This window comes from Sabulibacter ruber (assembly GCF_017355955.1).
Lineage (GTDB): Bacteria > Bacteroidota > Bacteroidia > Cytophagales > Hymenobacteraceae > Nibribacter > Nibribacter ruber_A.
The window spans coordinates 1,721,526-1,742,425 of the sequence record NZ_JAFFID010000001.1; the positions used below are offsets into that span (position 1 = coordinate 1,721,526).

General features: G+C 50.7%; 21 protein-coding genes. 10 read left to right on the top strand and 11 right to left on the bottom strand.

All coding sequences use genetic code 11. From position 1 onward, the window contains the following. Positions 1-12: 12 nt before the first annotated feature. Together JT719_RS07020 and JT719_RS07025 are read right to left on the bottom strand one after the other, a co-directional pair. The gene (locus tag JT719_RS07020) at positions 13-369 is read right to left on the bottom strand and encodes a DUF805 domain-containing protein (RefSeq protein ID WP_207432029.1); all 357 of its coding nucleotides are present in this window, start codon (positions 367-369) and stop codon (positions 13-15) included. Between the two features lie 203 nt (positions 370-572). Continuing rightward, complete coding sequence (locus JT719_RS07025; protein WP_207432030.1) at positions 573-1,061, bottom strand: YybH family protein; 489 nt, start codon at positions 1,059-1,061, stop codon at positions 573-575. A 365-nt stretch (positions 1,062-1,426) separates the two neighbouring features. Here JT719_RS07025 and lepB point away from each other — a divergent pair, with 365 nt between their 5' ends. The 3 genes from lepB to JT719_RS07040 all read left to right on the top strand — a co-directional run bounded on the left by lepB (position 1,427) and on the right by JT719_RS07040 (position 4,168). Then, entirely contained in the window at positions 1,427-2,527 is a 1,101-nt protein-coding gene (lepB, locus tag JT719_RS07030; RefSeq protein ID WP_207432031.1) for a signal peptidase I, read from the top strand. Between the two features lie 189 nt (positions 2,528-2,716). After that, a complete protein-coding gene (locus JT719_RS07035) occupies positions 2,717-3,253 on the top strand; it encodes a hypothetical protein (RefSeq protein ID WP_207432032.1) in 537 nt (178 codons plus the stop codon). Between the two features lie 525 nt (positions 3,254-3,778). Next, on the top strand, positions 3,779-4,168 hold the full coding sequence (locus JT719_RS07040; protein ID WP_207432033.1) for a YybH family protein: 390 nt from the start codon (positions 3,779-3,781) through the stop codon (positions 4,166-4,168). 404 nt (positions 4,169-4,572) lie between these two features. Here JT719_RS07040 and JT719_RS07045 read toward each other — a convergent pair whose 3' ends face one another. Continuing rightward, positions 4,573-5,478: a LysR substrate-binding domain-containing protein gene (locus tag JT719_RS07045; RefSeq protein ID WP_207432034.1), complete on the bottom strand. Its 906-nt coding sequence runs from the start codon at positions 5,476-5,478 to the stop codon at positions 4,573-4,575. Between the two features lie 90 nt (positions 5,479-5,568). On the opposite strand from JT719_RS07045, the gene JT719_RS07050 reads away from it, so the two are divergent. From JT719_RS07050 to JT719_RS07060, 3 genes are all read left to right on the top strand, one after another. Further along, positions 5,569-5,820 (top strand): CBU_0592 family membrane protein, encoded by a 252-nt coding sequence (locus tag JT719_RS07050; RefSeq protein ID WP_207432035.1) that lies wholly within the window; start codon positions 5,569-5,571, stop codon positions 5,818-5,820. Between the two features lie 401 nt (positions 5,821-6,221). Further along, on the top strand, positions 6,222-7,445 hold the full coding sequence (gene tyrS / locus JT719_RS07055; RefSeq protein ID WP_207432036.1) for a tyrosine--tRNA ligase: 1,224 nt from the start codon (positions 6,222-6,224) through the stop codon (positions 7,443-7,445). 481 nt (positions 7,446-7,926) lie between these two features. Further along, a complete protein-coding gene (locus tag JT719_RS07060; protein WP_207432038.1) occupies positions 7,927-8,685 on the top strand; it encodes a hypothetical protein in 759 nt (252 codons plus the stop codon). 188 nt (positions 8,686-8,873) lie between these two features. On the opposite strand, the gene JT719_RS07065 is transcribed toward JT719_RS07060, so the two are convergent. Continuing rightward, positions 8,874-10,589 carry a GMC oxidoreductase gene (locus JT719_RS07065; RefSeq protein ID WP_207432040.1) on the bottom strand — a complete coding sequence of 572 codons (1,716 nt, stop codon included), beginning with the start codon at positions 10,587-10,589 and terminating at the stop codon, positions 8,874-8,876. 3 nt (positions 10,590-10,592) lie between these two features. Next, positions 10,593-11,132: a gluconate 2-dehydrogenase subunit 3 family protein gene (locus tag JT719_RS07070; RefSeq protein ID WP_207432042.1), complete on the bottom strand. Its 540-nt coding sequence runs from the start codon at positions 11,130-11,132 to the stop codon at positions 10,593-10,595. A gap of 502 nt (positions 11,133-11,634) precedes the next feature. On the opposite strand from JT719_RS07070, the gene JT719_RS07075 reads away from it, so the two are divergent. Further along, on the top strand, positions 11,635-12,048 hold the full coding sequence (locus JT719_RS07075; RefSeq protein WP_207432044.1) for a DoxX family protein: 414 nt from the start codon (positions 11,635-11,637) through the stop codon (positions 12,046-12,048). A gap of 168 nt (positions 12,049-12,216) precedes the next feature. Here JT719_RS07075 and JT719_RS07080 read toward each other — a convergent pair whose 3' ends face one another. From JT719_RS07080 to JT719_RS07095, 4 genes are all read right to left on the bottom strand, one after another. Further along, on the bottom strand, positions 12,217-12,465 hold the full coding sequence (locus JT719_RS07080; RefSeq protein WP_207432046.1) for a hypothetical protein: 249 nt from the start codon (positions 12,463-12,465) through the stop codon (positions 12,217-12,219). An 81-nt stretch (positions 12,466-12,546) separates the two neighbouring features. Then, positions 12,547-12,951, bottom strand: coding sequence for a DoxX family protein (locus JT719_RS07085; RefSeq protein WP_207432048.1), 405 nt, complete (start codon positions 12,949-12,951; stop codon positions 12,547-12,549). A gap of 103 nt (positions 12,952-13,054) precedes the next feature. Then, positions 13,055-13,867 carry a Cof-type HAD-IIB family hydrolase gene (locus JT719_RS07090; protein WP_207432050.1) on the bottom strand — a complete coding sequence of 271 codons (813 nt, stop codon included), beginning with the start codon at positions 13,865-13,867 and terminating at the stop codon, positions 13,055-13,057. 242 nt (positions 13,868-14,109) lie between these two features. After that, positions 14,110-16,680, bottom strand: coding sequence for a PAS domain-containing sensor histidine kinase (locus tag JT719_RS07095; protein WP_207432052.1), 2,571 nt, complete (start codon positions 16,678-16,680; stop codon positions 14,110-14,112). Between the two features lie 311 nt (positions 16,681-16,991). On the opposite strand from JT719_RS07095, the gene JT719_RS07100 reads away from it, so the two are divergent. Continuing rightward, complete coding sequence (locus JT719_RS07100; protein WP_207432054.1) at positions 16,992-17,294, top strand: hypothetical protein; 303 nt, start codon at positions 16,992-16,994, stop codon at positions 17,292-17,294. 120 nt (positions 17,295-17,414) lie between these two features. Here JT719_RS07100 and JT719_RS07105 read toward each other — a convergent pair whose 3' ends face one another. Continuing rightward, complete coding sequence (locus tag JT719_RS07105; RefSeq protein ID WP_207432056.1) at positions 17,415-18,389, bottom strand: cation diffusion facilitator family transporter; 975 nt, start codon at positions 18,387-18,389, stop codon at positions 17,415-17,417. Next, complete coding sequence (locus JT719_RS07110; protein WP_207432057.1) at positions 18,386-18,865, bottom strand: transporter substrate-binding domain-containing protein; 480 nt, start codon at positions 18,863-18,865, stop codon at positions 18,386-18,388. Before JT719_RS07110 ends, JT719_RS07105 begins: the two co-directional genes overlap by 4 nt. Positions 18,866-19,167: 302 nt before the next feature. On the opposite strand from JT719_RS07110, the gene JT719_RS07115 reads away from it, so the two are divergent. Next, positions 19,168-20,088 carry a class I SAM-dependent methyltransferase gene (locus tag JT719_RS07115; protein ID WP_207432058.1) on the top strand — a complete coding sequence of 307 codons (921 nt, stop codon included), beginning with the start codon at positions 19,168-19,170 and terminating at the stop codon, positions 20,086-20,088. Positions 20,089-20,217: 129 nt separating this feature from the next. Beyond that, positions 20,218-20,817 (top strand): hypothetical protein, encoded by a 600-nt coding sequence (locus JT719_RS07120; protein WP_207432059.1) that lies wholly within the window; start codon positions 20,218-20,220, stop codon positions 20,815-20,817. The last annotated feature ends 83 nt before the right edge of the window (positions 20,818-20,900 follow it).

Below are 20,900 nucleotides of genomic sequence, written 5' to 3' on the forward strand. Positions count from 1 at the left end.
AACAATCAATACTTATTCTACTGCCGGCTGTTCTTCCATAAAGTCTGCAAGGGCATCGTATCTACCTTTAGGATCATCGCCGAACCGGTTTGTATAGGAATCTCCGTCTTTGAACAACAACACCAATACATAGAAAGGTACCAGCTGGAACCAGCCAGAACGGTCAAGATCATGGCAGCGCTTGGCACCCTGGGCCCAGAGAAACCAAATCAAGGGTACGTACAAAAGCAGGAACAGCCATAAAGTAGCTTCATCATTAGAGGCAGCTAGTACATTAAGGGTAAAGGAAAGTGGTACATAGATCAGAAAACTAAGGCCGTACTCTAGCCTTCTGGCTCTTCCCTTAAAGGAAAATGGGGCTTTGAACATTGAATAAAGGGTGGTCTGTGAAAGAATATTGAATTTATGATTTAATAATAATCATATTTCCCCAGCTTTCATACACCAGATAACCAAGAAGTATAAATTTTAAAAGAACTTTTAGTTGGTTAAGCCTGTAACCCTAAAAAGGAGGCCAGAAATTCCTTCAATTCTCATCTATGCCTTTAGAGCGAAGAGATACCTTTACCTGGTTACAACGGCACCACTTTCTCGGGTTCATTGGTAGAGGCAATGCATTCCAGCTTCCAGTTGCCGTCTTGCTGCTTGCGGTAAATGGAGACCCAGGCATAATGAGTGGTTTCCTCTATGTTCCGGCCCAAGCTGTCTTTGGTAGTCAAAACTACCAGTTTGTCCACCACGGTGTAGGCCAACGTGCGGTCCTCTGAGAACCGGATCACGGGCGGCTTCACATCATCCCACTTCCTGAACTCCACAGAGTTGAAATAGCTTTGAAAAGCCGCTGCATCCTGGTCGCCGGAACCCACGTGAATTTTCCCGGCGTTCACACTGATCATGTCTGGGGAGGAGTGGGCGAGCATGGCCTTCGCGTCTTTCCCGAAGTGCGCCTGGCGCTGCTGCTCATGCAGCTGTAACAGCCGGGCCGTTTCTTCTTCCACGGAGGAAGTCCTGGAACAAGAGAAAGCCAGCAGGGAGAAAAGCAAAAACACTGATTTTTTCATAGGAAGAGAAGAGTTTAAGCCTTAAATCAGAAAAGAAATAACTGTGGCAGGAGAACCAAAAGCACCCTCCGCAATAGAAGTAAACCCTACCTGCGTTTAGCGCCTGATTTTCAAAAAACAGGGTGAAAAGGAAGTCATCTAAATGTACAGGAAATCTCCCTTTTCCGCCGGGTTTTCTAGCATAGAACCGATGATCAGCATAGGGGTTCCCTACAGAATTTTCGTCTTTTCAATAGCCACCTGTCACTCTCCTGCAGCACTCATCGGTCTTTTCAGAATGCTTTTCAGGAAAGGGTAAATACAATAAATCAGTAGAAATATAGTTTTATTCTATATTCTGATACAAGCATTCAACACTACTTCCTATGACCCTGAAATTCTGGAACCGAAAAACCGATCCTACTCCCCCCAAGAAGAAGAAATCAGCGGCAAGGGAGTGGGCCGATGCCGTCATGTTTGCCGTGGTGTGCGCCACTATCATCCGGTGGCTCACCTTTGAGGCGTTTGCCATCCCCAGCTCGTCTATGGAGAAATCACTGCTCACCGGCGACTATCTCTTTGTGAGCAAGCTGCACTACGGCTCGCGCACGCCCCTTACGCCGGTGCAGGTACCGTTAACGCACCAGACCATCTGGGGCACCAACCTTCCCTCCTTCTCAGACATTGTGCAGTTGCCGTACCACCGCTTGCCGGGCTTCTCAGAGATCAAACACAATGACCCGGTGGTGTTCAACCACCCCGAGGAAACGGAACGTCCCATTGACCTCAAAACCAACCTGATAAAGCGCTGCGTGGCCGTAGCCGGCGATACGTTTGAAATCAGGCAAGGCCAGGTGTACCTCAACGGCGCTCCCGCCCAGACCGATGCCCGGCTGCAGTTCAGCTACTACCTGCAAACCGACGGCTACGTGCAGGAGAAATTCTTTAAAAAGCAGGGCATTACCGAAGTGTACCCGGTACAAGGCGGCTATTACGTGCACACCCTGCCAGAAACCGCCGAAAAGCTACGGTCCTATGACTTTATTAAAGACGTGGTTTCTCTCAAAGCCGCTCCCGGCCAGGCAGACCCACGGGTTTTCCCGCAAGCTCCTGCTACCCATGCCTGGAACCAGGACAATTACGGGCCGCTGTACATCCCCAAAGCCGGCGCCACCGTGGCCATTACGCCGCAAACCCTGCCGCTGTATGAAAAGGCCATCCGGATCTATGAGCACAACCCTGATGTGACGGTGAAAAACGGAAAACTCCTCCAAAACGGAAAAGAGCTCACCCGCTACACCTTCAAACAGAACTACTACTTCATGATGGGCGACAACCGCCACAACTCCCACGATTCGCGCTACTGGGGTTTCGTGCCCGAAGAATACGTGGTAGGCAAAGCCGTGCTGGTCTGGATGTCGTCAGATTCCACCGCCTCTTTCACCAACAGAATCCGCTGGAACCGCCTGTTCCACACCATCAACTAGCATATCCCCCAATTTGCTTTCCTCAGAAACTCCACTGGTTGTTGCCGGTGGAGTTTTTTATTTGTGATTTTCTGAGTTTATTCAGGGTTGAAAAGGAGTCACTTTCCAAAAATCAACCTAGAAACAACGTTTATTTGATTCCAACCTAAAGGCATTAACTATCCAAAATTGCATCACTAATTATCTTATATGAAAAAAATTTTACCCACTCTTGTTTTTGCCTTCATCATGAATTCTTTGCATGCGCAGAGTACCACCCCTCCTGAAAAAATTAGCAGAAACACTGTCTTTTTGGAAATTGGAGGCAATAGTCTTGTTTACTCCCTGAACTATGACCGGATTTTAGTCAATAAACCAACGTTTAAACTGGCCGGACGCATTGGAGGCATGTACCTCAAAAACACCGGCATCATTGAAAATGGCGGCTATCATATGTATTCGTTTCCCTTAGAATTGTCTTACCTGCATGGTAAGGGCAATCATCACTTAGAAATAGGGGTTGGGGTGAACCCATCTATTGAGAAACAATTTGATTTTGACAGGACTAATTATTCTATTTTCCCATTGGTGAGATTGGGTTATCGTTATCAAAGAAGTGATGGAGGTCTGTTTTTCAAAGCTGGTTTTACTCCCATTATACAAACCAGAAAAGACATCAAATACATTACCGATAGCCCTTTGGCTCCTTGGGGAGGTATAGCTATTGGTTACACATTGAAAAACTAACCTGCGTGTGCTCCCCCCTGCTGCTTAACTGGCCAGTCTCTTTCTCATCTTTACTCAGGTACTTGTTTCCCTGAAGTAGGTCTACCTTCTTTTAACAGGGTACTTGCGCAATTTTAAAGAGCCGTTTCCTTCCTGATTTTGGTAAAACGGGCAGGAAACGGCTCTTTGATTTAGTCACTTACTTCCAATTTAGGCACTGATTTCCTCTGCGTCTTGTATTCAGCTCTTCCTGCAACTTTAACCCAATTCTGTTCTTAAATCCGGCATTTGTTTCTAACTTCATAGAAGCTAACAGAAAGTGCTGCTTTTTCAATTTACCTCGCCCTGTACGCCCTCCTGCGGGCTCTTCGGTACTCTCCACCTCAAGTTCTACGCCCTCACAGAACTGAACCACCATTGAAAGTTTCTGGAATCCCTGGCGGGAAGAAAACCACAGATCGGGCAGAGGCAAATAGCCTGATTCAGTGACTTCCTGATGCACCGGCGCTTACGTTCAATTCTATTCCATTCAATCCACTAAAACGCATGGAAACACTCAGCATTGATATCACCGATGAAATCAAACGGCTCTGCCGTGAATTCACCAATGCCTACAACCGGGGCGATGCCACCGGCCTGGCCGCGCTTTACACCCCAACCGCGGTATTGATGCCCGCCGGCTTTGAAACCGTACGCGGCCGGGAAGCCATTGCGCAATTCTGGCAAGGCGCCATGGATGCAGGAATCAAGTCCATTATTTTGGACACCGTGGAAGTGGAACAACTGGAACAGACCGCCATAGAACTGGGCCATTACACCTTACTAGGCGATGCCGGACAACCCATGGACCAGGGCAAATACATGGTGGTTTGGAAGCGCGAAAACGGAGACTGGAAACTGCAGAAAGACATCTGGAACAGCACTCCCCAGTCCTAAGCTTGCCACAACTCAAGTAAAGCTACAGCGCCTTCCACCGGCAGAGATCGTTCTTCGACGGGTCCGCCGGTGGAAGGCTTTTTTGAACTGGGTTGTTGAAAAGATGCTTTCTGGTTAACTTTATCTAAGGCGTCAAAATATCTGGCAAAACCCCTGCTCTCTTAACCCACTTTCTCTTCACTACACTGTGCACGCATTCCGTCCCCCTTTGAAGGGGGTAGGGGGATGATGACTCCTGCAGATTTAGGTATTTCTTAGAATCCCAGAGCAGAAGATAATAGCTTTAAATAAGCAAAGTTCTGGCTCAAAACGCCCCTGTCATCCCCCTACCCCCTTCAAAGGGGGACATAAGGCGCGTACGTTCATACTACATCTGAAGGCATTTACCTGCCATAAACAAGTACCTAGAACATCACATTCTGGGATCCTTCCTGATACTCCTGCGCGATGGCCTGCACCAGTTCCAGAACGTTTCTGAGCACGGGGCTGGCGTCGTCTTTGCGCCAGGTGACGTACAGGTTCACCTTCTGCGGCAAGTGAATGAAACGCACATCGGGCGGGGCACCGAAGGCGTAGGAACTGGGCAGCACCGATACGCCTAACCCCCGCGCCACCAGACTCAGAATCATGCCCCCGAAATCAGACTCAATGTACACGTTGGGGGTGAACCCATTCGCCAGGAACATCTCCTGCAGACTATTCACATAAAACGTCTTCTGGTGCAGGCCAGACATAATGAATTTCTCGTCTTTCACGTCCTGCAAGCCGGTGAAATTCTGCTCAGTTAAGGGATGGTCTTGGGGCACAATTAACGCGAAGGGCTCTGAATACAGGCAAATAGAGCTCAGGGCGGGGTTTTCGGCGGGGTCACGGCGGAAGGCCAGGTCCATCCGGAAACTCAGCAGCAGTTCCTCAAAGCTGATGTCGGTGGGTTCTACCAGTTCCACCTTCAGCTCGGGCAAGGTCTGGGAGAAGCGGGAAATGACCTCGGGCAGGAACCCGTACGCCACCGAGCCCGGGTACCCGATGCTGATGGAACCGTACGCGCCTTCGTGGATTTTGAGGGCCTGCCGGTGCGTGCGCGTGATTTCCTCCAGCAGGGGCCGCCAACGGTCGCGCAGAAATATGCCGGCCTGGGTGAGCTTCACGCTGCGTTTGCTCCGCTCAAAAAGGGTTACGCCCAGTTCCTCTTCCAGGGCCTTGATCTGCCGACTCAGCGCCGACTGCGTAATGAACATTTTCTCGGCGGTATTCCAGAAATGCAGCTCATCGGCCAAGGCCAGGAAATACTTTATCTGTTGCAGGTCCACGGGCAGTAATTTGGTTTATGCATCAATCAATCCAACATTGGCATTTTTAGAGCCGTGGCATAGCCCGTCCTTTGCATAAAGTTGAATACCATGTTATCTCTACGAAAGTACATACAAGAAGCCATTGGTTGGGCAGGCGCGCTGTTTTCTCTTTCGGCGTTCAGTCTGAACAGCCTCAACGTGATTGGCAGCCAATCTATCCAATACCTGCTCATGAACGTCATCGGGTGCTTTTGCCTGATCATCTACGCCGTTTTCAAGAAAGCCCATGCCAGTTGGGTATTAAACTCCATTTGGCTGCTGATGACGGCGGTGGCTTTGGCGAAGGTTCTGCTGGGCTAAACAGCGCCAGTTTCTGGCCTGATTTCAGGAAAAGAGCCTTAAAATAAGGCTATTATTTGGCTGCCAGCCATTGGCCACACGCACCAGTTAAAGTAGTTCTACCTTAGAATCAAAGCGATGCACTCACAGATTCATTTGGAGAAGTAAAAAAGAGTGCTTTCCTTTGCCCTGATCAAGAAGAAACAGATGACCCTTCATCAGCAATCCTTTTATCCTTACTCAGCCTACTCTACCTATTACCCAATAGCCGTAGCCTGGGATTGCTATACGTATTGATGTAGAAAAACTCACTTACTCATACAGAAGCCCAGGTTCACGGACCTGGGCTTTTTTGTTTTCTGCCCTGTCCTGCCTGGCGCTTTTTTCAAGCAAAAACCATTTCACTTAACTTTTGTAAGCGCATGAATGCCGCAGAACCACTAACCGTATTAAAAGAAAACGTTGAGATTTTCCTGCCAGACAACGCCCTGGAAGAAAAACTGGGGTTGGCCCAGAAGGAGAACCGAAAGCTCATCATCAAACTGGGGTTTGACCCCACCGCGCCAGACCTGCACCTGGGCCACGCGGTGGTACTGAAGAAACTCCGGCAGTTCCAGAACTTGGGGCACACCATTGTCATCATCATCGGGGATTTTACGGCCCGCATCGGTGACCCTACCGGCAAAAATAAAAGCCGTCCGCCGCTGAGCGCCGAGCAGGTACAAATCAACGCCCAGACCTACGTGAACCAGCTCTCCAAAATCCTGGATGTAAACAGATGCGAGATCCGCTACAATTCTGAGTGGCTGGGCTCTATGGACATGACCGAGACCATCAAGCTGCTCTCGCAGGTAACGCTGGCCCAGATCATGCAGCGCACCGATTTCAATAACCGTTTTTCCACAGGCCTGCCCATCTCTTTGCACGAGTTGGTGTACCCCTTGCTGCAAGGCCAGGACTCGGTGATGATCCACGCTGATATTGAAATGGGCGGCACCGACCAACTCTTCAACTGCTCCATGGGCCGCCAACTGCAGGAAGGCCAGGACCTGCCGGGACAAGCGGTGCTTTGTATGCCGTTGCTCAAAGGCATTGACGGCTCGGCGAAGATGAGTAAATCTGAGGGCAACATTGTGGGCCTCACCGATGCCCCTCACGAAATGTTCGGCAAAATCATGTCCATCCCCGATGCGCTGCTGCCTGACTACCTTCACCTGGTCACCGATTTCACTCCGGAAGGGAAACAGGGCTTGCTGCAGCAACTAAACCAGGGCGAGAACCCCATGGCCATCAAGAAACAGGTAGGCTTCAACGTGGTGCAGCAGTACCACTCTGCAGAGGACGCGCAACAGGCACAGGAGTTTTTCCAGAACCAGTTCCAGAACAAGAAGTTTGAGGAAAAGGAATTCACCAGCGTTTCCTTGGCGGCGCTGGGGATTGACCAGCCTGAAAACCTACGCCTGCTGGATCTGTGCAAAGAGCTAAAAATCGAAGAAAGCCGCTCTAATCTGAAACGCCTCATTGAAGCCGGCAGCGTCACCATCAACGGCACCAAAGTCACCGATTCCCAAAGCCCCGTTGAGGTAGGCAAAGAACCCGTGAAAGTGCGCATTGGCAAACGCGCCTTCTTTGAGCTGGTGCCTTAACTCAAAGAAGCCTCCAATGGAGTTCGGGCGTTTCGGGGTTGCTTACCTAAAATCAGGCCTAAAACGCCCGAACCTCCTTGTTTTTACCAGCTGCAGCCTGCGGTACACAAGTTTTTTGGTCTATTTTGTAGTATTCTGCGGCGCCACATACTCAACTTTATCTTTCTTTAGTTATACACGTATAGCACTTGCAACCCCTCAGAAAGTAAATCAGCCGGAACCATTAAAAATCCAACCAACGGTTCTGACAGGCATTTATGGCGCGCCGTGTAGACGTTCCGTTTACAAACATGACTTCTGAATAGATGTTTCCGGGAAGCCGAGCTTTTCCTGAAAGCTACTTTCCCCCGGAAAATAGACGTGATGTAACAGGCTTTTATGTTTTGAAATGGTGAAGATCGCGGAAAGGCCGATAATCCATAGCCCTAATTCCACCCCTACCCCTCAGCAGATTGTTTCTACGCTTCCTAAAACTTGTTTGATGAGGCTCAGTGGCCCGTCCTTTTTGGTAGGCCTGCTGCTGAGTATTATGCTTGCGGCCCCACTCCGTACCCAGGCCCAGGACTTTGAAAAAACGGTTCTACGCAACAACATGGACCGGATTTTCAGGGAGGCCAACAAACTGAGCTACAATGCCGGTATTGGCGTAGCCGTCATGAACAGCGATTATCGGGGTGGCGTAGACAATAGCTTGGTGCAGAAAGTGAAGATAAAAGGATATGGCCCTACCATCACCGCCGGACTCATGTACCAGTTTTCGCCCTACGTGGGAGCCATGACTACCCTGGAGTACGCCCGCATACGAGGCGACCAACCGGCCACTTTAGAGGAAGATTGCTCCTATTGCGCAGACCTGGTATCGGGCACGGGTTCGGTTACTGTGCATCTTGCCAGCAGACCCACCCTGGCGCGGTTGTATGAAAGAACCTTCAGAGGGAAGATCTTACTGGTTCCTTACCTGAAAGGTGGGGTTGGTTTTCTGGGCTACAAGGTTAAATCTTACAACGGCGAACAGGAGGCATTGCCCGCCCGGAAATACCCGGCGGTGGCCTTCGTGATTCCGGTTGGAGGCGGGCTGAGGGCCCGTATCTCAGAGCGCATCAGCCTGGCCACAGAAGTTACCCTCAACATGCCTTCCACTGATTACCTTGACAACCGACAGGCGGAAGGCAACATTTTAGGAGCCAATGACAAGTATGTAAGCGTCTCTCTCAAAGCCTTCTACACGCCCAGAAGGTAGAATTTAGAGCCAAAGCTTGTTCACTCAAGCGTTGACGGGTTTCTCTCCGGTTTTCCTGAAAACACCCTGAAAATGAGGATGGAATCTGGTCAGGACTGATACTTTATAAAGTCTATAAAACAAAGCTGCGGTCGTTTGTTGTGTGATAACAACCGACGCAGCTTTGTTCTTTTTGCAGAATTTAGATTTTATAGATTCTGCTTCTTCATCTCATTTACGGCATGGTCCACGGCGCGGGCTGTGAGGGCCATGTAGGTAAGGGAAGGGTTCTGGGTGGAGGTGGACGTCATGCAGGCGCCATCGGTCACGAACACGTTGGGGCAGGCATGCAGTTGGTTGTACTTGTTCAGCAGCGAGGTCTTGGGATCATGGCCCATGCGAACGCCGCCCATCTCGTGGATGTCCAGGCCCGGGGCTTGTTTGGAATCGGTTTTCTGGATGTTGGTAAAGCCCGCTTTGGTGAACATTTCCTCCATCTGGGCATGGTAATCCTGGATCATTTTCTCGTCGTTGTCGTCGTAGCCCAGCGAGATGTTCAACAGCGGAATGCCCCATTCGTCTTTCTGGTTCTTGCTCAGGCTCAACTGGCTTTCGGCTTTGGGAATAGTTTCGCCCATCATGTGAGAGCCCACTTGCCAGATGCCCCAGCTTGGGTTTAGCAGGTGTTTTTTCAAATCTACGCCAAAACCAGAGCGGACTTCTTCCTGGTTCCGGTTAGCCCTGAAACCCGCGGCGTAGCCTCGCAGGAAATCGGTCTCCTGTTGGTGCAGGTTCCGGAAGCGCGGAATATACCCACCCCCAGCGGGATTGCGGCCATCGGTGGCAAACTCCTTTAATCCTTCATAATCGGCGGTGATGCGGGCCCGGTAGTTGTGAAAGGCCACGTACTTGCCCAGCAAGCCGTTGTCGTTGCCCAGGCCGTTCGGGAATCTATTTGAGATGGAGTTCAGCAGGATCTGGTTTGTGCTGAAGGCCGAGGCATTCACAAAGATAATGGGCGCGTAGTACTCGGTTACCTCCTTGGTCTTGCCGTGGATCACGCGCACGCCGGTGGCTTTGCCGGCTTTCTCGTCATACATCACTTCCTGCACCACTGAGTGCGGCAGCAAGGTCATGTTACCGGTTTTCTCGGCCCACGGAATGGTGGTGGCATTGCTGCTGAAATACCCACCAAACGGACATCCCCGCTGGCACAGCACTCGGTTCTGGCACTGCGCCCGCCCCTGCTGAAAGTGGATCTCGTTGGGCTGGGACAAGTGCGCACAGCGGGCACTGATCACGTGCCGGTTGCCATAATGGGTTTTGAGTTGCTTTTTGAAGTGGTCTTCCACGCTGTTGAGCGGGAAAGGCGGCAGAAACTCGCCATCGGGTAGTTCCACCAGGCCGTCCCGGTTACCGGCAATGCCCGCGAACTTCTCCACGTAGCTGTACCAGGGCGCCAGGTCTTTGTACCGGATGGGCCAATCCACCGCGAACCCATCGCGGGCCGGACCTTCAAAATCCAGGTCGCTCCAGCGCTGCGTCTGGCGCGCCCACAACAAGGATTTGCCCCCCACCTGCTGCCCCCTGATCCAGTCAAACGGCTTTTCCTGCAAATACGGCTGCTCAGAATCTTTCACGAAGAAGTGCATGGCATCTTCGCGGAACGCGTAGCAGCGGCTCACAATGGGCTCTTTCTCCCTTATTTCCCTAGTCAGTTCTCCCAGGTGCTCAAACTCATAGGGCATCTTATTGGTGGTGGGGTAATCTTTGATGTGCTTCACGTCACGCCCCCGTTCCAGCACCAACGTTTTCAGGCCTTTTTCAGTCAGCTCCTTGGCTGCCCAGCCCCCGCTCATCCCCGAGCCAATCACTATGGCATCAAAGGTGCGCTGCTTTACACTATCTACATTCAGGTTGGCCATACCCTAGCTGAGTTTTGGGGTTGTTTTCACGGGATGATAGGCAATGTACCGGCCCGGCACCAATTCATATTTCCGGAGCTTGGTCATCACCAGTTTGGAGTTCAGGTATCCTTTGATGGTCTGGTCTTTCAGGATGGCGTAGAAGCCGAGCACTTCCTGGGGCGCTTTCCCGGCGTTCACCTGGGCAATCATCTGCTGCCGCTGTTGGGGGCTGCACTCCAGAAAGGAAGCACCCATCTGTTTTTTGGTCAGTTTCTGGAAATCATCCAGACCTTCGGTAAAAGTCTCCTGGTCTTCCTCAGAATAGATGTCGTCAACCATTTTCAGGGTGAATTTGTGCAAACCCAGGGTTTTGCCTCCGGCGGTATCAGTGGTGGGAATGAGGGTTTCCACCATTTCGGCCAAGACCTTTTCATCATCCGCCGATATGCGCAGATGTTTCAGCGCGATGGAGGCTTTCCCGCTTTCCATCATGCAGGAAGGCAGCAGCACCAACCCTCCCGTTACAAACAGCAGCCCTTTCACTGCGGAACGCCTATTCATAAATTCTCTATTGAAGTAGATTTCAGACCCAAACAGATTATGAGAATACTTTTAATTCATTAATATAATTGAAAATTCTCTAAAGAAGAAAAAACCTAAGCTATTCCTCTTTCAGGCGCTTTTAACTAAAGCAGCCTTGCTCTCCCTGGGCTTTTTCTGCACGATGCACGTAGCCACCGGGCAGAGCAAAAAGCTTTATCTACCACAACGACTGGATTGATCACTCTGCAGGCTGGCGGGACAAAAAGCAGTGAAATTCACTTTGCAACTGCAGAATCTGGCCCTCTTAGACAAGAACATGCATTGAACCGTAGAGGCCTACACGTTCAGGGTTATCGTGGGAAGTTCTTCAGAAGGTATCAGGGCCAGCCAGGAAGTAACCGTCTTGAAATAAGGATACTCGTACTATCTAAAACTGAATCTGGCAGAGATCGTAAAATTATCTGTAGATGAATCAGCTTCTTCAGTATATCTGCAAGGGCTACACTTAGATAATTTTGTTATGGAAAGAACACTAGGAAAATACGCACCCCATCTTTATGCCATTCTGCGCATTGTAGCGGGGATTATGTTCGCCATGCACGGCACCCAAAAGCTGTTTGGCTGGCCCGGCGACAAAGGCCCGGTGGAACTGGCTTCTCTTGCGGGAGTAGGCGGCATCATTGAATTGGTAACGGGGATCATGATTGCGATTGGCTTCTTCACCGGCTTTGCGGGAATTTTAGCCAGTGGTACCATGGCGGTAGCCTATTTCATGTATCATGGCTCGCAGGGTGGGCTGCCCATTATTAACCAGGGAGAACTGGCAGTGCTATACTGCTTCCTGTTCCTGTACATCGCTGCCCAGGGCTCGGGCATCTGGAGCGTGGATAACAGCCGAAGAACCACCACTACCCGACCAGCCATGCACCTCTAAGCAATGGCAGAAGGAAAAGCCAGAAGTTAACGATTACATACAAAGCACAAGCGGCGGTGAAGCAGGAAAAATCCTTGCTTCACCGCCGTTTTGCTTTGATCACATTTCAAGTTAAAAATCAGAATAACTGAATTTCGGCTAATATTCAATAAACAGGCGAGGAACAGCTTAACAGTCGCAGGTGAAATCGCGGCTGTTGTATTGGTCTGAGGCTACGTTGCCCACTTTCACCAAATGGTCAAAGGGAATCTCCTCGCCGGTAGCCAGTTCTACTTTCAACCCGCCTTCTTTCTCTTCTATTTTCTTGATCAGGGAGGTAACGCTTAAGTATTCATTCAGCTCCGTGCGGTATTGTATCTTGAGGAACTTCTTCTTAGAGACGGCCTCGTTCACGGCCTGTAATAATTGCTCATCCATGATAGTGGCGTTTAAACTTATCTTCTCGGTTATACGGCCAGGGCGATTTTGGTTTCTTTTCCCGAAAACGGACCCAAAACGTCAGCTTCTTCGGCGTAGCCGATGGTTCAGCGCGTACTGGTCATGTTCCACAAACAACAGCAGTCCGGCCAGGTACAAACCGTAGAGCATCTGCACAAACACATTCTGCCATTCTTCCAGCAAACAGGAACCCAGAATGAGCATCAGGATGACTACCGACCCCGCCACCAGGGCCTGCCGGGTGAACAGCCCTACCAACAGCAAGGCGCCAATGAGCAGCTCGGCGAACGGCAGCACGTAACTGAACGGCTGCACTAGCGCCGTGGGCAGCATGGACTTCTGGAACAGCCCCATCATCCATTGGCTGAACTTCTCCAGTTTAGGCAGGCGTACCAGCCCGTGCCCGAAGAAGCTGAGCGCAATGGGCAACCGGGCCAGCAAATAAGCAAGCGATGCGTTTTTCATGCCGGTAAGTTTACTTGTTTTCGGCCCGAATTTCAGAGAACGGCAGTAAAACGGAACACTCAGGGCCGTATCCTGCAGGCAACCAGATTCCCTCTAACAGAACTTAGCTTTTTTGTTCCACGGCCACCAGTTGCTGCAAGACCTCCAGCACCCCGTTCTGGCTGTTGCTTTTGGCCTGGAAACGAGCCGCGGCTTTGATGTCTGGATGGGCATTTTCCATCGCGAAGCTGTAGTAGGCCTTCTGGATCATCTTCAGGTCATTGAGGTAATCGCCGAAGACCATGGTTTCCTCTGGGGTGATGCCCAGGCTTGCCTGCAGCACCTCCATGGCTTTGCCTTTGTTGGCTTCTTTGTGGCAGATGTCCAGCCAGATGCTGCCCGAGACCGTCACCTGCAGGTATTCCCGTTCGGCCTGGAAGTACGTGTTGCTGTTGTTTTCGGCGCCGGCCAGGTCACAGATGGCAATTTTCAGGAACTCATCGTCTTCCACGTCCATCAGATTCTCCACCACCTGCACCTCATCGTAATACAGGTCCACGTTTCTCCTGAACTCCTCATGGCTGCTCTCCACATAGGCCGTTTTCTTGCCGCACAAGACCAGGTGCACGCCAGGCACGGTTCCGGCTTTCTGCAGCGTCTGTTTAGTCACCGCGGGGTCCATGGCCTGCACCAGAATCTCCTGGCCCCGGTAGGCTACATAGCTGCCGTTCTCGGCCAGGAACACAATCTCGTCTTTGATGGGTTTGAACAGGTTGAGCAGGTTATAGTATTGCCGGCCGCTGGCGGCGGCAAACAGAATTCCTTTTTCTTTTAAAGCGTAATAGATAGGATAGAAATCTTCGCTTAGTTGATGTTGGGGGTCTAGCAGGGTGCCGTCCATGTCAGAGGCTACCAGCTTGATAGTTGAAAAATCCATAGGTACTCGGTTCCAGATAGCCTGGAATAAAATTAGATATGACCGCAAGGTAGGAAATACCGCTTACGGGACCTGAAAGTTGTGTAAATTCCTGAAAAGCCGGTTTTCTGCTTCTTTTCTAAGAAACAGGCGCAAAACAAGACAGGGCAAAGCCGGTACCGTGGCTGGCAGTAAGATATGCCATTGAAAGCAACTGAACAGAAAGAGCGGTTATCTACACCGATGAAAAGCTACCTAATGGCTTAACTTTTTTCCTCGGCCAGGTTCTGGTGCAGGTTTTGGGGGACTGCGTGGCCATCTCTCAGGAATACCTGAAACGTGCTGCCCTCCCCTAACTGGCTTTCTACCTTAATCATGCCGCCGGCATTGTCTACAATGCGTTTTACCATGTACAAGCCTACACCGGAGCCCTCTACGTGGTCATGGAAGCGGCGGAACATGGTGAACAATTTGGATTGCTGCGCGGGGCTCAGCCCCAGGCCGTTGTCTTTTACGCTGAGCACCAGATATCCATCTTCGCGGTGGCAGGTTACCTGTATCTGCGGCTTCCGGTCTGGGTGGCAGTATTTAATGGCGTTGGAAAGCAGGTTGTAGACAATGCTGCGCAGGTTTTTCTCTGAGAAAGACACCCTGGAGCAATTTCTCACCGAGGCTTCTATCTCCGCCTTTGATTTGGAAATGATCTGCTCCAGGTCAAGCTTAACCTCATTTACCAGTTCCTCCAGATTGACCATTTTGGCCTCCTGGGCGTTCTCTTTCTGGAGTTTAGAAATCTCGGTGAGGTTGGCAATGGTTCTTTTGAACCGGTCAACGGCCCCGCGCATCATGGCAATGATGGTTTCCACCTCTTGCTTCTGAAGGCTTTGGGTGGGTAACTCCACCAGGAGTTCTTCCATGAGCATTTCTATGTTAGAGATTGGCGCTTTCAGGTCATGGGAAGCCGTGTAGATAAAGTTATCCAGGTCTGAATTGGTGTGGATCAGTTGCTGGTTGGCAACCCGCAGCTCCTCGTTGGTCACGGCCAGTTCTTCGGCCATGGTATTGGCTTCCTGCTCCCGCTTCTCCAACGCCCTACGGGCCTCCACCTGGTTCGTCACATCGGTCACCAGGGCGTAGAAACCTTCCACGCTCCCGTTCCGGACATCGGGCACGTAACTGGTCTGGATATGTTTCTGGAACCCAATTCTATAGGGCATAGAAGCCTCAAAGGACAGCCGTTCTCCGGCCAGGGCGCGCCGCACGTAACCTTCCACGTTCTGGTAGGCTTTCGGGCCGATCACATCTGCCAGTTGCTTGCCAAGGAAGCCTTCTGCCTTGTGCGGGAACCAGTCTTCGTAGGCTTTGTTCACAAAGCCGTACTTCTCTTCCTTGTCTATATAACTGATGAGCACGGGCAATGAATCTGTGATGAGCTGCAACTGCCGGGCACTGGCTTCTACCGCCTTGCGGGCCTCCACTTGCTCAGTCACCTCAAAGGCCAGCACCAAAATGCCGTCTACCTGTCCCTGTTCATTGAAACGGGCCTGTTGAATGTATTTGAAGTACCGCGGCTCCAGCTCTCCACCCTGTTTGCGAGCCAGCGGAATAAGCATCTCGTGCTCTTCGTGGGTTTTCCCGGTTTGGTAAACCTCCAGGAAGGTCTGGTAGACGCGGTTGTTCCTGATCTCAGGGAGCGCCTCCAGAATAGGTTTGCCCAGAAGCTGCCGCCCAGGAAACAACTCCTGGTAAATGGGGTTCACCAGCTCATACACCATGGTGGGCCCATCCAGAATACAGATAGCGGCCGGCGCGCGCATGAAGAGGCGTTCCAGGCGTTGTTTTTGCTTTTCGGCTTCAAACTGAGCGGCCTGGAGCTGCTTGGTTCTGCGCTCTACCCGTTCCTCTAACTCCTGGTTCAGGGCCTGCAATACCTGGGCATTTTTCTCTATCTGCCGGCGAGCATCTACAAAACCTGTCACATCCAGCGCGAAGATAAGGATGCCGTTCACCTGACCTCTGGCGTCATAAAGGGCCTGGTAGATGAAATTCCAATAGATGTCTTCGGGCTCCTGCCCTTCGTAGCGGGCCACCGGAATCAGGACTTCTTTCCCCTCAAAAGTTTCGCCGGTCTCGTAGACGTTCCGGATGATATCGGCCACGGGTTGGTTTTTGAGTTCGGGCAGGGCCTCAAACAAAGGAAGTCCAGACAAGGCCCGTCCGGGGAAGAGCTGCTGGTAGGACTTGTTCAGCACTTTGTACACCAGCTCCGGGCCTTCCAGCATTGCCAGGGCAGCGGGAGCCTGCTCAAACAAGCGCTCCAGCCTTATTCTTTGCAACTCGGCCTGAGCCAGGGCTTCTCTTTCCCTTTCCTGGCTTTCTCTCAGTTGCTGTTTGGCTTTTTCGCTCTCAGTGACGTTTACCGTCTCGTGGATGATGTGGCTGATGTTTCCCTGGCTGTCTAAAACCGGCGAGTTGATGGTGTTCCAGTACCGTTCAATGAAGCGGCTGGGATTGGTCGGATCCGGGATATCGTACCGGAAGGTTTCCATCTTATGGGGCTTTCCCGTGGCCAGCACCTGCTCAATAGAATGGCGCAGGCTGCTGATGGCTCCTGCGGCTTCGGGGTTTTCGGGGAAAACCTCAAACACGTGTTTGCCTGCAATTTCATCGCGCACGGTGAGTGTATCCCGCAAATAGGCATCTGTGGCACCCATGATTATGTACTGGGGGGTCAGAATCAAGATCAATCCAGGCAAAGAGCCAAAGATCCTGTGAAAAGGCAGGTTCTCTTCCTTTGCTGTCTCACCAAGGGCGGCGGATGAAGTTATACTCATGTAATAAATCCGGGATAACGCGTCAGAATGCCCGCTATACGCGAAACTGGCCCTAAAAGATTACGTTACAACCAAAATGCAGAAAAATTTCAATTGTTTGAAAAACAGCCCAAAAATGCCTTTCCACCCTGCACCACCTGTTCTTCTTTAAAGCAACAGGTGGCACTGTACCTGGCCTTAAGTGCTTAGACCTTGAATTCTAATTTCTTAAATCTGTTCTCCCCAGCACAAGAACGCCCCCCAACGGTAACCATCCTGTGTTCAATCCGTTTTATAAGCTGCAATAGAGTAAGAACTTAATACATACCCATATGAAAAAGGTAACATTTTTAGCGGCTTTGTTTCTGGCTGCCGGACTGCAGATGAACTCCGCGCAGGCCACTGACCTTCCGGTAAAGGCGGCTCAGGACACCACCCAGGCCATGACCAACAAGGAACGGGCTAAAACCGGAGCCAAACAAGTTGGGCACGGTGCCAAATCGGTGGGAAAAGGTACCAAGAACCTGGCGGTGAGCGGCGCCAAAGCTACTGCCAAAGGTGCTAAAAAAGCCGGGAAAGCAGTAAAGAACACCGCCAAGAAAGGCGCTCAGAAAGTAGACCAGAAGGTTGACTAACCTTTTGGCCAGTACATAAGAAAAGCCTTGCCCTCACCGGCAAGGCTTTTTGTTTGCCTGCGTTTTAGGGCTTCCTTTCTGAAATAAGCCTTAAAACGTTCTTTTCCACCGTGTTCCTTATTAGTTTGGTCTGCCTTCCTCGTTCCCGGTTTCGGGTAGTTTAGAGACGGGCATGATCACAAACTCCTGGATGCGCCAGTTCAGGCTTTCAATTTCCTCGGCCAGTCGCTCTAGGCGTGGCATCAGGTTTGTCTCTTCCTGCGGCACCACAAAGGCCTCACCCAGGTAAATGTGGCCGTCTTCGCGCATCCTGAACGCGTGTTCCTTCACCCACGGTTGGGCCTGCAATTTCTGCCTGACCTGCTGAAAGAGAGGATCGGTTTTCTGGTCATCCACGTTTTTAGGAATCTGGTCCATCAGGTCACACACGGCCTGTTTCAGGTTGGTGTACCCATCTTTGATGATGTCCAGGGAAATGATGAGAGCCGCTACTGAATCGGCCCACCACCAGCCCAGTCCAATGCCCAGAATGCCGGGAATGGCCGCTGCTCCGGTCATCCAGTCGGCTTTGTTCATGTCGGCATCGGTATAGAGGTTCTTTTCGTGCAGTTTCTTGGCCAGGGGCAACTTCAGGCGGCCCAGAATCATGGCCGGTACCGTGCTGTAGACCATGGCGGCAATCATGAGATAACCCAGCCATACTTCTTGCCCGAAGATGACTTTGATACCGATAGTGGGGTGTTCCTGTTTAAGGAGCGTGGAGGCGGAATCATAGATAAGGAAAGCGCCTACGCAAAACAAGGCCAGGGCACTGCACAGGTACGCAATATTCACTACGCGGTGGTAGCCGTAAGGGAAGTCTTTGTTAGGTTTTTTGTGAAAGACGCGGGAGGCGACCAGGAACGAAATGGAGGGTGTAAGACTCAGTAAGTCTTCAAACCAGGCGGTTTTCATGGCTTGGGAGTTGCCCATAGTCAGGTACACCACCACCGCGGTGGAGACCAGATACGCCACCGTGATCCACTCCAGTTTCTTTGCTTTCCGGAAAACCGGCCGAAGTTCCTCCGGGTATTCAAATCTGTTGATTGGATTCATGGTCTGATTCTGTTTTCTAGGGCTGTTTTCTGTTGGTTCAGGAAAGTCTCCAGCTTTATAGTGAAAGCGTTCTCTCCCATGACAATGGCCATGACGTGCTTCTTTTTCGCCACCTCGGCAAAGGGCCTGGTAAAGGAGATCTTACTTTTCCAGGGAGAATCATCTGTGATACCGGCAATGACCACGTGCAGCTTTCTCTTCTCCAGTTCTTCCAGCAGGTTCTGCTCTGTATCATTCTGCCACTGAATGCTGGCGTTAATGCTTTTGGCAAAGGCTTTTACCAGTTCTGGCTCTATGCCGGCAGGTTCTGCTGCTCCTTTCACTACCCAGGGCGGATTTTCTGAATACCCTACCACCAGAGTGCCATTGGTTACTTTTTCCAGCGTTTTCTCCGGGTCTTTGGGGTAGTTTTCGCACCCGGCTAAGAAGAGCAGGGTGTACAGGAGCAGAAAAATACTTTTTAAGCGTGTCTGCATCAGTTATGTAAGTTTTATTGGAAAATACACCCAAGACGTAGGGCTTAGCTTGCCTAACCAAGCCTGTATTTAAAACATTTTATAGAAATTGCTGTTAGTACGCACTCCCCTGCCCAATGTTTAAAATGGTACCTGGCGCCTGGCTGGTCTTTTAAGCTTACTTCTGGCAAAGCACCCCTAAAACGTAGATACCAGAATAGCGCCTCTCATTTTAACCGCTCTATTATTTATTACTAAAATAATATTAAATTAAACTCTGCAATGTACCTTATACCTGGCAAGCGATACGTCAACCCTTCTATATGATAAAGAAATTCAAGAACACGGTAAGAACACGCATGGGCAACGCGGTGCAACCAATGGTAGAAGCAATGGTAAAACAGCGCCTGTTGCCCATGGACAGCAGAATTCTGGACAACTCCTTTATCACGGGTAAACTTCTGCCTTACAACACGGCCTCGGCGGACTATGTAGTGAAAGTGGAAAAAGACCAAAGGGCTTCCTCTACCCGCTTGCCAGTGCCTCCCATTGAATACTGGGAAGGATACGCCGATACAGAGGAGGATTACTTGGCCGGCGGCAAAAAAGACATGGACGTACTGCTTAGCATCCTGGAAAAGGCCGAAGCTTCTCCAAAAACCTTCACCAGAGTACTGGACCTGGGGTGCGCTGCGGGCAGAATGCTCCGGCATTTTCCGGGCACCAAAGGGAAATCTGAGCTCTGGGGCAGTGACATCAATGCCAGGTACATCAATTGGTGCCAGCAGAACTTTGATGATCCGTTTTTTTTCCTCACCAACACCACGGCCCCGCACCTTCCATTTGAAGACAATTCGTTTGACCTGGTGTATTGCGGCTCGGTTTTCACCCACATCACCGATACCGCCGATGCCTGGTTCCTGGAACTCAGACGGATTCTGCGCAAGGGTGGTTATGCGTACCTTACAATCCATGATGAGCATACCCTTGACCTGATGTTCACCAAATACAAAGATGATCCCCTGTTTTCTGATTTTGTGGAATCTGTGCGGCAGTTCTATGAGAAACAGTCGGTGCAAGGGCAGAACTATGTCTACTTCAACATCTGCTCAGATCCGGCCTCTCAGATCTTCTACAACAGAGAATACCTGGTAAAGAAATGGGCCCGCTTTGCCCGCGTGTTATCCGTCACCCCAGAAGCCCACGACCACCAGACCGCCATTTTGCTGCAGAAGCCTTTGTAGGGGGTAGCTACTTTTATACTGCCAACCAGCTTTGCCCGTTTTTCCTCCAGAAAGTCCCGCACTTCTTATCTTTGCAGAAATGGGAACTGCTTCTGAGAGGAAGATTGGTTCTGTGTTGGCATCTCTTATATGAAAAGATTAGCATTCTCGTTCTTCCTGCTTCTGGCAGCATTACCCAGTTTTGCGCAGGTAAGCCAGACCTCTGGCTCTTTTACTCCCGGGCATTACTATACCCCAGAAGGAACCCGCGTGGAAGGTTTACTCAGACACACGTTTGGCAACTCCTGGGGCGACAGCCCTGACAACTTTATCACGTTTAAGCCCGCCCCGGAAGCAAAGGAACAGAAGCTGACGGTTCAGGACATCTCTGCCTTTGTGACGGGCCAGGATAGCTTTACCGTAAAGCAGAACTTTGACATTAATGACCATGACCATTATGCCAAAGACTTTGTGCGGGTGGTAAAATCTGGCGAGATCAGTTTGTACCTGCATTACAGCACTGTCTCCACCCAAACCAGAAAACTTGTCCTGACATACTTGCTGGAGAAAGATGGCGAACTGTACCGCATGGTTAGGCCGGCTAACTTCAATGATCAGCTTCCCATCCTTATCGCCGACAACAAAGAGCTCCTGAACAAGATCAAAACCAAGGAATACAAGTTTGCCGATCTGCAGAAAATCATTGAGGAATACAACCAATGGTACGCTCATAAAGGAGCGACTCCCTAACCACCTAAGAACATTCAAGACCATAAAAACAGCATCGGGCAATCTCTCCATGGGGAGATTGCCCGATGCTGTTTTAGACATCC